Consider the following 10,177-nt stretch of genomic DNA (forward strand, 5'->3'; position numbering starts at 1 on the left):
GGGTGCGGCGGTGGGCGCGGCGACGGAGCCAGCGGGTCAGTTCGAGCAGGCCGGTGACGGCCAGGGAGAGGCCGAGCCCGACGAGTAGCCCCCTGAGCGGGTCGCGTTCGAAGGCCAGCCCTCCGAAGTAGCCGAGCAGCCCGCAATAGGTACCCCAGGTGAGCGCGGCGAGGGCGTCGAAGAGCAGGAACCGGGACAGCGGGTAGCGGACCGCGCCCATGGTCAGGGTCACCGCGGTACGGCCGCCCGGGACGAACCGGGAGGTGGCCAGGATCGAACCGCCGCGTCGGGCCACCGCCCGGCGGGCCCAGTCCGAGCTGGCGCGGCGGCGGCTGCCGGCCGGCAGCCGGGCCAACCGGTGCGCGCCGCCGCCCCGGCCGATGGCGTACGAGACGTGGTCGCCGACGAGCGCGCCGAGGGTGGCCGCCGCGATCACCGCGACCAGGCCCGGTTCACCGCTGGCGGCGAAGACCCCGGCGGTGATCACCACCGTCTCGCTGGGTACCGCCGGGAAGAACGCGTCGACCGCGGTGACCGCGAAGATCACCAGGAACACCCACGGTGAGGCCACCGTGTGGTGAAGCAGGTCGAGCAGGGACTCCATGCCCCTCATGCTGGGCGCTCGACCGCCATCGGCGGGCCGGGTCGCCGGATCAGGTCGACGGAACCGGTCCGACCGGCCGGGGTCAGCGGACCGTGCCGACCAGGTGCGGACGGCCGGTCCGCGTGTCGTGCAGAGCGAAGTCCCAGGCCGGGGTGGCGCTGAAGGCGACCGTGGCGGGCAGGGGCACGGGCAGCTTGAAAGCCACCTCGACCGTGTACGCCTCGGGCAGTCGGTTCTCCAGTGCCACCAGGCAGCGGGCCTTGCTCCACATCCCGTGCGCGATCGGCCGGGGAAAGCCGAACAGCCGGGCCCCCAGCCGTGACGTGTGGATCGGGTTGTGGTCGCCGGAGACCCGGGCGTAGTCCCGACCGACCCGGGGACCGACCCGCCAGTGGGCGGTGGGCGTGGGCGGCGCGGGCCGTTCGGCGCGGTCACGGCCGCCCCCACCGCCCGATCCCGGCCGGCGGCCCAGGTACGTGGAGACGCCGTGCCAGACCTCCTCGCCGTCGACCGACCCGGTGAGTACCACGTCGATCTGCCGCCCCCGCTCGTGCGGGCGCAGGTTCTCCGCGTACGCGACGAAGTCCAGCGTCTCGCCGGCCCCGATCGGGCGGTGGACGCTGATCCGGTTTCCCACGTGCACCACACCGGTGAGCGGGATCGGAAACCCGGGCGTGGCCATCAGCCGCAGCGCCAGCGGAAAGCCCAGGACGTGCGGGTACGTGGCCGGCAGCGTGTCGGACAGCCGGAACCCGCAGACCCGGTCGTACTCGGCCAGGTGCGCCCGGTCGACGCTGATCCCGCTCACGGCGTACTCGACGGTCGGCGCGACGTCCGGCCGGCGGGACGGGCCGACGCCGGGCAGCGCGCCGAGCAGGGCCCGCCGGTACAGCGCGCCCCGCGCCGGCATCCGGGGCAGTTCGACCCGGTCCCGCCCGGCCGGACCCTGAACGGCGTACGCCGACAGGTCGTGGGTCTGCTCGACGTCCACGTCCGGCCCGGGGCCGGCGGCCCGGGCGGCGGCCAGGTCGGCCGCCGAGATGATCTGGGTCGGACCCTCGATCAGTTCGTGGACCGACAGGTCGTCGGCCGGTTCCTGTTCCTCCCGCCTGGCCATCACGCCCCCAGCAGACTCTGGCCGCAGACCCGGACCACGTTGCCGCTGACCGCCCCGGACGCCGGCCAGGCCAGCCAGCCGATGGTCTCGGCCACGTCCACCGGCAGGCCGCCCTGCGACATGCTGTTCATCCGGCGACCCGCCTCCCGGACCAGCAGCGGGATCCGGGCGGTCATCCGGGTCTCGATGAACCCGGGAGCGACCGCGTTGACGCTGATCCCGCGCCCGCGCAGGGCCGGGGCGAGCGAGTCGACCAGGCCGATCACCCCGGCCTTGCTGGTCGCGTAGTTGGTCTGGCCCCGGTTGCCGGCGATGCCGGCGATCGAGGAGACCGAGACGATCCGCCCGCCGGACGGGATCAGCTCGCGTTCCAGCAGTACGTCGTTGATCCGCTCCTGGCTGGAGAGGTTGACGTCGATCACCGAGTCCCAGCGGTCGGCGTCCATCCGGCCGAGGGTCTTGTCCCGGGTGATGCCGGCGTTGTGCACCACCACGTCGACCCGGCCGTGCCGGCCCGCCAGGTGTTCGGCCAGCCGGGCCGGCGCGTCCGGCGCGGTCAGGTCGAGCTGTACGGCGCTGCCGCCGATCTCGTTGGCGACCTCGGCCAGTTCGTCGCCGGCCGCCGGGACGTCCAGGGCGACCACCTGCGCGCCGTCGCGGGCCAACACCCGGGTCAGCGCGGCGCCGATGCCCCGCGCCGCCCCGGTGACGAGCACGATCTGCCCGTCCAGTGGCCGGTCCCAGTCCGCCGGGGGCTGCGCCGGCCCGGCGCCCACCCGGATCACCTGCCCCGATACGTACGCCGACCGCCCGGACAGCAGGAACCGCAGGGTCGCCTCCAGGCTGGTCTGGGTGCCGGTGTCGCCGGTGGCGGTGACGTAGACGAGTTGGGCGGTGATTCCCCGGCCGAACTCCTTGCCGATGCTGCGGGTCAGCCCCTCCAGGGCGCGCTGGGCGGTCGCCTCACGGGAGGAGTCGCACTCCTCCGGCGGGGTGCCGAGGACGATCACCCGGCCGCTGGGCAGCACCGATCGGGCGTACGGGTGGAGGAAGTCGTAGAGCTGGCGGAGTTGGGTGGAGTCGGCGACGCCGGTGGCGTCGTAGACCAGGGCCCCGAAGCGTGCCTCGGCGTCGACGGTGCCGGGGTCGCGCAGCTCGACCCCGGCGGCGGCCAGGACGGTGCCGACCGGCTCGGCGAGCCGGCCGCCGCTCGCCGCGCCGAGCAGGACGGGACCGGGCAGCAGCGGGTCACCGGGATGGTGCCGGCGCAGTCGCGGCGGATCGGGCAGCCCGAGACGCTTGACCAGCGTGCGGCCGGCCCCCGATTGGACGAAGCTCGCGTACCTGTCGGTCATAGGCGTAGCCTACTGGCCAGTAGGTTGTGGGCAACCCCTGAAACGGAGGCGGGATCGTGCAGAGCATCCGGCGGGTCGCGGTCATCGGCGGCAACCGCATCCCCTTCGCCCGGTCCAACTCGCGGTACGCGAACGCGTCCAACGCCGACATGCTCGGCGCGGCGCTGGACGGGCTGGTCGCCCGGTTCGGGCTGGCCGGGCAGCGGGTCGGCGAGGTGGTCGCCGGGGCGGTGCTCAAGCACTCGAGGGACTTCAACCTCACCCGCGAGGTGGTGCTCGGCTCGAAGCTCGACCCGCACACCCCCGCGTACGACATCCAGCAGGCCTGCGGCACCGGCCTGGAAGCGGCCATCCTGGTCGCCAACAAGATCGCCCTCGGGCAGATCGAGGTGGGCATCGCCGGTGGCGTCGACACCACCTCCGACGCCCCGCTGGCGATCAACGAGGATCTGCGCCGCACCCTGCTCCGGCTCAACTCCGCCCGTACCCTCGGCGAGCGCCTGAAGATCGCCGCGAAGCTCCGCCCGCACCAGCCGTTCAAGCCGGAGATCCCGCGCAACGCCGAGCCGCGTACCGGACTGTCGATGGGGGAGCACGCCGCCCGTACGGCGCTGCGCTGGAACATCGACCGGCAGGCCCAGGACGAGCTGGCGCTGCGCTCGCACCAGCGGCTCGCCGCCGCGTACGACCGGGGATTCTTCGACGACCTGGTCACGCCGTACCTGGGGCTGACCCGGGATGCGAACCTCCGCCCGGACACCACCCTGGAGAAGCTCGGCGCGCTCAAGCCGGCCTTCGGGCACCGGGGGCCGGACGCGGAGCGGGCCACCATGACCGCCGGCAACTCCTCGCCGCTCACCGACGGCGCGTCCACCGTGCTGCTGGCCAGCGAGGAGTGGGCGCGGGCGCACCACCTGCCGGTGGCGGCCTGGTTCTCCTGGTCGGAGACGGCCGCCGTCGACTTCGTGCACGGCGACGAGGGCCTGCTGATGGCCCCCGCGTACGCGGTGCCCCGGATGCTGGCCCGCGCCGGGCTCACCCTGCAGGACTTCGACTACTACGAGATCCACGAGGCGTTCGCCTCGCAGGTGCTGGCCACCCTGGCGGCCTGGGAGTCGCCGGAGTTCTGCAAGGACCGGCTCGGCCTGGACACGCCGCTCGGGTCGATCGACCGGGAGAGGTTGAACGTCAACGGCTCGTCGCTGGCCGCCGGGCACCCGTTCGCCGCCACCGGCGGCCGGATCGTCGCCACCCTGGCCAAGCTGCTCGCCGAGCGGGGTGGCGGCCGAGGGTTGATCTCCATCTGCGCGGCCGGCGGCCAGGGCGTGACGGCCATCCTGGAACGCTGACCCGAGGGTCCGGCCGGCGGTGGCCGCCTGCTCGCCAGTTGCGCATGTTGCGGTGTCGCTGACCAGGGATAGTCCAAGACGCCGCAATCGGTGTGGCGTCTGGTCACCGGGGAAGCCAGCCGAGGAAACGGGCGTGCAGGGCTTCGGCGGGCTGGTGGCGCAACTCGGACGCCGCGTCCACCAGTTGCATGCCGAGGTAGACGCTGACGGCGGCGGCGTTGTCCGCGTACTCGGCGAGCAGCCGCCGTCGCCGGTCGGGACACGGCCACGGATCGCCGCAGCCGGCGCACTGCCAGCTCGGGCGGCGGGGCACGTGCGCCGCCGGTGCGGGAACCGGCCGGACCCGGATCGCGTCCAGCTTGGCGAGCACCCGCCGCTGCCGTGGCCCGGACGGGTGGCCCAACTCGACGCCGCGCAGGTGGATCCAGACGCCGTCGCTGTGCCGTTCCCGGCGGCCTATCTCGACGATCCGCAGAGTGAGGGTGCCCAGCCCGTAGCAGTAGTGCTGCTCGGCCAGCTCCACGACGTCGCCGACCCGGAACGGGAACTCCGGCCGGGTCGTCACGGTGTCACCCGGGCACCCGACCCGGCGGCGGGGGCGGCCAGCCGGAGTATCCAGACGAAGGTCAGCAGTGGTGCAGGCCGGGGCAGCGCCCGACGACGCGGCCCCCACCACCCCCGCCAGCCCGGCCATCGTCCGGGCGGATCCGGTGGCAGCACCGGTCGACCCAGGTCGACCAGGCGGTTCGCCGCCGCGTTCGCCGGCTGGCACGGACCCGGCACCAGGCAGACCACGCAGAGGTGGCTCTCCGGATCGGGTACGTGGCTGTCGAGGATCTCCCGTGCCGCTTCCGCCTCGGCCTCGTCGCGGTGCCACACCTGGCTGTGCCTCGACCGGTAGACGCCCATCTCCCACTCCCGTCGTGTGGGGGCGGGCGCACGGCGGGCTCACCGGCCGCGGGGGAGTGCGGGCGGTGACTGTCGCTGCCGTACGACGGGCCGTACGCCCGCCCGGTCACGGTTCCGGCGGTTGGCCGCCGGGTTGGCCGGGAGCGGTCACGCAGGGGCACGCCAGCCACCACTCGGGTGCGCGTGGACGCGGCTGCGAGTGGTAGACAGGAGGGGAGTCGTTCCCCGGGCGTGATCCGTCGTGGTTGCTCCCGTCGACTCGTGCCGGACCGGGAGTGGGAGAGGCCGCCAAACCGACCCACCCCGGTCCGTTGTTTGTTTGCCGATCACCAGCCGTCACAGCAGCTGTACCCACAGGATGCACAACGGACGGCGGATGTGCAATATTGCAGTTTCAGCGTTTTTCACGAAGGCTGAAGGCTGAGGGCTGGGAGGCGACGATGGTGAAGGCTTCGACGCTGCGAGCGCAGTGGCTCGGGCAGCAACTGCGCGAGATGCGGGAGTCGGCTGGTCTGACACTCAAGGACGTCGGCGACTACATCAACCGCAACGCCTCGACGGTTAGCCGCCTCGAATCAGGCGTGGTCGCTGCTCGGGTACCGGACGTGTTGGCCTATCTCGACCTGTGCGGTATCGACGACGGTCGGCGACGCGCGGATCTCACCACGATGGCCAAGGACGTCTGGCAGAAAGGCTGGTGGGACGGCTTCGCGGCCGACGTGGTCGGCTCGCTCATCGACTGGATCTGGCTGGAGAGCCGCGCCGAGGAGATCTACTCGTTCGAGGTCGCGGTGGTTCCCGGTCTGCTCCAGACCCGGGCGTACGCCGAAGCGCTCATCCGGATGGTCGACTCTGATGCCACGGAAGAGCAGATCGGTCGCTATGTTGAGATCCGATTGGCGCGGCAGCGTCGGCTCGAGGGCGGCAGCCCGGTGACGGTTTCCGTGGTGATCGACGAGGGAGCGCTACGCCGGCCTGTCGGCGGCGCAGAGGTCATGCGGGCGCAACTGGAACACCTCTGCGCGGCAGCCGAGCATGGTGATGTGGAAGTGCTCGTGCTGCCGGCCTCGGCAGGTGCCCACCCGAGCCCTGAGGGAGCCTTCAACATCTTTCGGATGCCTGCGCCGTACCCGCTGGCGGGCTGTATCTCCACGGTCGCTGGCAATCTGGTGATCGAGGGTGCGATGGCCGATTCCGTTCTCCGGATCTACGATCGGCTGCGTGGGATGGCGCTGCGGCAGAAGCCGACCCGCACGTTCCTGACCGAGCTGATCAAGCAGTTGGAGTAGGCGGATGGTGGCGCGATCGGTGGCGACATCCTCATCACTGCCGCCGGTGGCGTGGCATATCAGCACGAGAAGCGGAAGCGGGGGTGGCAACTGTGTCGAGGCTGGTCCGGTGCTGGACGACACGGGTCGCGTCGCCGTGCGCGACAGCAAGGACCGCGACGGGGCGGTGCTGCTCTTCGACGTCAACGGTTGGAGTTCCTTCTTGAACGGTATCCGTGCCCGGAAGTTCAAGAGCTGCTGAGCATGGCCGGGACGTCCTGGGTCAGCGTGTCAATGCCTTATGTCTGTCCCCGTTCATCTGGAGAAGCTGAGGCTTGGGCCGAGGAAGCGGCGAGCCAGGGCGGTGTCGGCACGCAGGTCCTGCGTGAGGTGACCGAGGTCGCAGCCTCTCCCGAGGTGGCGGAACGTCTGCGGATCGCGCTGGATACCCCGGTTGTCGTCCGTCGGCGACTGATGCTGCTCGACGGTCGGCCGGTTGAGCTGACCGATTCGTGCTACCCTGCCTCGTTGGCCCGGGGCACCGCCCTGGGTGAGGCGCGAAAGATTCGCGGTGGAGCTGTCAGCCTGCTTGCCGACCTGGGTTACCGCCCGGGGCGAGTCAGCGAGGATGTCTACACGCGACAGCCCACAGACGCCGAGCGAAGCGCGCTCCACCTCACGGACCGGGACTGGGTGCTCGGCCTGACGCGGATACTCAGCACTGCCGAGGGCATGCCGATCGAGCTGAGCGTGATGACGATGGTGCCCCAGGGGCGGCGCCTACGGTACGAACTGACCGTCGAGTAGCGGCCAAGGGCTCACACGTCGATCATCTGGCGGAGGACCTGTCGTACCTCCGCCACCTGCTCGGGCCGGAGCCGGTACACCGGCCCGTGCCCGGTCAGCCGGTTCGCGGAGACCGTCCGTACCTGCTCGGTGATGACCCAGCCGGTGCGCCGGCCGGGCACCTCGATCGCCACCCGGTGCAGCCAGCCCGGCCGTTCCCGGGTGGTCAACGGCAGCACGCTGACCAGCGCGCCAGCGGTCAGGTCGAGGTGGAATCGGGACGACACCACCAGGGCGGGACGCTGCCCGGCCTGCTCACGACCCTCGGTCGGGTCGAAGTCGAGCCACCAGATCTCCCACGGCTTGACCCGGCTCACGCCCGCTCGTCCCACGGGTCGCCGACGGGTGCGTCGACGCCGTGCCAGTTGTCGGACTCGACGAGGTACTCGGCCCAGCCCTCCGGGTCGGTGGCCCGGTAGTGGTCCATCGCGGCCACCGCCTTGGCCCGCCAGTGCTCCTCCAGCAGGCGCTTGACGGCCTCGTCGGCGCTCACCCCGCCGAAGTCCTCGGCGGCGACCCGGAGCACCTGTTCGCGCGTCTCCGGGCTCACCCGCATCATCGTCGTCATACCGCCCAGTATACGAACCTGTAAACCAGTGGGCGGTTCGGCTGCTACTTCACGGTGCCGGCCGGAGCCAGCCAGCGCATCGGTTGCCCCGTCACCGAGGTGATCTGCTCGAAGTCCCGGTCGTAGTGCAGGACGGAGAGCCCCTGGTACTCGGCGGTGGCCGCGACGAGAAGGTCGACGGCACCGGCGGAGCGATGGGTGCCACGAACGGTCAGCTCCTCCTGGATCTCGGCGGCCCGCTCGTAGACCCGGTCCGGCATGGCAACCCAGCCGAAGGCGGTACGGATGAGTTCCGAGAGTCGGGTCCGGTCGGCTGCGGACCGGGCCGAGTAGAGGAATTCCAGTTCCACCAGCGGGCAGACCGCCAGCAGGCCGGCGGTGACGAGGGGTTCCCAGCGACCGCGCAGGGCCGGGTCGCGGAGCAGTCGTACCAGGGCACTCGTGTCGACCAGGTAGTCGGCGAGCTTCACGAGCGGTACGTGTCCTTGTCGAGCAGTTCGTCGAAGTCGCCGGCCTCGCCGCGCATCCCGAGTTCGGCGAGGGCTCTCGCCCGACGCAACCGGGCCGCGCCCTCGCGCAGCGCGGTGTTGACCGTCTCCTTCTTGGTCCTGGTGCCGAACGCCTCGGCCGCGTCGGCCAGTGCCTCGTCATCGACGTCAACCAGGATCTTGGTCATGGGACGCCTCCTATATACGGCTAGCGGAAGGAGTATATCCGCCTCGGCCCTGGTCGAGGGCCTGCTCGGCAGGTGCCGGAGAATGCGGTACGTGACGACGATCCCGAACGTGCTCGCCAACCGGTACGCCTCGCCCGAGCTGGTCGCCCTCTGGTCCCCGGAGGAGAAGATCCGGATGGAACGGCGGCTCTGGCTCGCCGTACTCAGGGCCCAGCGAGACCTCGGCGTGGCGGTGCCGGACGGGGTTGTCGAGGCGTACGAGCGGGTGCTCGACGACGTCGACCTGGCCTCGATCGCGGCGCGCGAGCGGGTGACCCGGCACGACGTGAAGGCCCGGATCGAGGAGTTCAGCGCGCTCGCCGGGCACGAGCACGTGCACAAGGGGATGACCTCGCGGGACCTGACCGAGAACGTCGAGCAGCTCCAGGTACGCGCCTCGCTGGAGCTGGTCCGCGACCGGGTGGTCGCCGCGCTGGCCCGGCTCGCCTGGCTCGCCCAGGAGCACTCCGGGCTGGTGATGACCGGCCGGTCGCACAACGTCGCCGCGCAGGCCACCACGCTGGGCAAGCGGTTCGCCTCGGCGGCGGAGGAGCTGCTGATCGCGTACGAGCGGCTGGTGGACCTCATCGACTGGTACCCGCTGCGCGGGATCAAGGGCCCGGTCGGCACCGCCGCCGACCAGCTCGACCTCTTCGACGGTGACGCCGGCAAGGTCGCCGAGCTGGAGCGCCGGGTCGCCGGGCACCTCGGGTTCAGCCGGGTGTTGGACAGCGTCGGCCAGGTCTACCCGCGCTCGATCGACGTGGCGGTGCTCGCCGCGCTCTCCCAGGTGGCCGCCGCGCCGTCGTCGCTGGCCACGACGATCCGGTTGATGGTCGGCCAGGAGTTGGCCACCGAGGGCTTCAAGCCGGGCCAGGTCGGTTCCAGCGCGATGCCGCACAAGATGAACACCCGCTCGTCGGAGCGGGTGAACGGCTTCGCGGTGATCATCCGGGGGTACCTGTCGATGGTCGGCGAGCTGGCCGGCGACCAGTGGAACGAGGGGGACGTCTCCTGCTCGGTGGTGCGGCGGGTGGCCCTGCCGGACGCGTTCTTCGCCGCCGACGGGCTCTTCCAGACCTTCCTCACCGTGCTCGACGAGTTCGGGGCGTACCCGGCGGTGATCAGCCGGGAGCTGGAGCGTTTCCTGCCGTTCCTGGCGACGACCAAGATCCTGGTGGCGGCGGTCCGGCGCGGCGTCGGCCGTGAGGTCGCCCACGAGGTGATCAAGGAGCACGCGGTGGCGGTGGCCCTGGCCATGCGCGAGAAGGGTGCCGCCGAGAACGACCTGTTCGACCGCCTCGCCGCCGACGCCCGCCTGGGTCTGTCCCGAGCGGAGATCGACACCCTGGTCGCGGACCCGACCACCTTCACCGGCGCCGCCCAGGCCCAGGTCGAATCGGTGACCCGCCGTGTCTCCGCGGTCGTCACCGCCCACCCCGAGGC

14 protein-coding genes are annotated in these 10,177 nt (G+C 71.7%); 5 read left to right on the forward strand and 9 right to left on the reverse strand.

The window, feature by feature from the left end:
• The 3 genes from E1182_RS26055 to E1182_RS26065 all read right to left on the reverse strand — a co-directional run.
• On the reverse strand, window positions 1-604 hold a 604-nt coding region (locus E1182_RS26055), incomplete at its 3' end, for a DedA family protein (protein WP_132270089.1).
• An 82-nt stretch (window positions 605-686) separates the two neighbouring features.
• A complete protein-coding gene (locus tag E1182_RS26060) occupies window positions 687-1,721 on the reverse strand; it encodes a MaoC/PaaZ C-terminal domain-containing protein (RefSeq protein WP_132270111.1) in 1,035 nt (344 codons plus the stop codon).
• Window positions 1,721-3,076, reverse strand: coding sequence for a 3-oxoacyl-ACP reductase (locus E1182_RS26065; protein WP_132270091.1), 1,356 nt, complete (start codon window positions 3,074-3,076; stop codon window positions 1,721-1,723). The genes E1182_RS26060 and E1182_RS26065 overlap by 1 nt, the downstream gene beginning before the upstream one ends.
• A gap of 56 nt (window positions 3,077-3,132) precedes the next feature.
• Here E1182_RS26065 and E1182_RS26070 point away from each other — a divergent pair, with 56 nt between their 5' ends.
• On the forward strand, window positions 3,133-4,425 hold the full coding sequence (locus tag E1182_RS26070; protein ID WP_132270093.1) for an acetyl-CoA C-acetyltransferase: 1,293 nt from the start codon (window positions 3,133-3,135) through the stop codon (window positions 4,423-4,425).
• Window positions 4,426-4,528: 103 nt separating this feature from the next.
• Here the strand turns inward: E1182_RS26070 and E1182_RS26075 are convergent, their stop codons facing one another.
• Together E1182_RS26075 and E1182_RS26080 are read right to left on the reverse strand one after the other, a co-directional pair.
• A complete protein-coding gene (locus tag E1182_RS26075) occupies window positions 4,529-4,990 on the reverse strand; it encodes a hypothetical protein (RefSeq protein ID WP_132270095.1) in 462 nt (153 codons plus the stop codon).
• Window positions 4,987-5,334 (reverse strand): hypothetical protein, encoded by a 348-nt coding sequence (locus E1182_RS26080; RefSeq protein ID WP_132270097.1) that lies wholly within the window; start codon window positions 5,332-5,334, stop codon window positions 4,987-4,989. The genes E1182_RS26075 and E1182_RS26080 overlap by 4 nt, the downstream gene beginning before the upstream one ends.
• Window positions 5,335-5,774: 440 nt before the next feature.
• On the opposite strand from E1182_RS26080, the gene E1182_RS26085 reads away from it, so the two are divergent.
• Genes E1182_RS26085 through E1182_RS26095 form a run of 3 tightly spaced genes read left to right on the forward strand, consistent with a single transcriptional unit; the run spans window position 5,775 to window position 7,409 of the window.
• Window positions 5,775-6,623 carry a helix-turn-helix transcriptional regulator gene (locus E1182_RS26085; RefSeq protein ID WP_132270114.1) on the forward strand — a complete coding sequence of 283 codons (849 nt, stop codon included), beginning with the start codon at window positions 5,775-5,777 and terminating at the stop codon, window positions 6,621-6,623.
• 4 nt (window positions 6,624-6,627) lie between these two features.
• Window positions 6,628-6,864 (forward strand): DUF397 domain-containing protein, encoded by a 237-nt coding sequence (locus E1182_RS26090; RefSeq protein WP_132270099.1) that lies wholly within the window; start codon window positions 6,628-6,630, stop codon window positions 6,862-6,864.
• Between the two features lie 2 nt (window positions 6,865-6,866).
• Window positions 6,867-7,409 carry a UTRA domain-containing protein gene (locus E1182_RS26095; RefSeq protein ID WP_132270101.1) on the forward strand — a complete coding sequence of 181 codons (543 nt, stop codon included), beginning with the start codon at window positions 6,867-6,869 and terminating at the stop codon, window positions 7,407-7,409.
• A gap of 11 nt (window positions 7,410-7,420) precedes the next feature.
• On the opposite strand, the gene E1182_RS26100 is transcribed toward E1182_RS26095, so the two are convergent.
• From E1182_RS26100 to E1182_RS26110, 4 genes are read right to left on the reverse strand one after another with little or no spacing between them, the layout of a single operon-like run.
• Window positions 7,421-7,765, reverse strand: coding sequence for a type II toxin-antitoxin system PemK/MazF family toxin (locus E1182_RS26100; protein ID WP_165942719.1), 345 nt, complete (start codon window positions 7,763-7,765; stop codon window positions 7,421-7,423).
• On the reverse strand, window positions 7,762-8,016 hold the full coding sequence (locus tag E1182_RS31300) for a hypothetical protein (RefSeq protein ID WP_165942720.1): 255 nt from the start codon (window positions 8,014-8,016) through the stop codon (window positions 7,762-7,764). Before E1182_RS31300 ends, E1182_RS26100 begins: the two co-directional genes overlap by 4 nt.
• Before the next feature lie 44 nt (window positions 8,017-8,060).
• The gene (locus E1182_RS26105) at window positions 8,061-8,486 is read right to left on the reverse strand and encodes a PIN domain nuclease (protein WP_132270105.1); all 426 of its coding nucleotides are present in this window, start codon (window positions 8,484-8,486) and stop codon (window positions 8,061-8,063) included.
• Window positions 8,483-8,692, reverse strand: coding sequence for a type II toxin-antitoxin system VapB family antitoxin (locus E1182_RS26110; protein ID WP_132270107.1), 210 nt, complete (start codon window positions 8,690-8,692; stop codon window positions 8,483-8,485). Before E1182_RS26110 ends, E1182_RS26105 begins: the two co-directional genes overlap by 4 nt.
• Window positions 8,693-8,783: 91 nt before the next feature.
• On the opposite strand from E1182_RS26110, the gene purB reads away from it, so the two are divergent.
• Window positions 8,784-10,177: adenylosuccinate lyase (purB, locus tag E1182_RS26115; RefSeq protein ID WP_132270109.1), on the forward strand; the 1,394-nt coding region annotated here is incomplete at its 3' end.

Origin of the sequence: Micromonospora sp. KC721 (assembly GCF_004348355.1) — a bacterium.
GTDB lineage: Bacteria > Actinomycetota > Actinomycetes > Mycobacteriales > Micromonosporaceae > Micromonospora.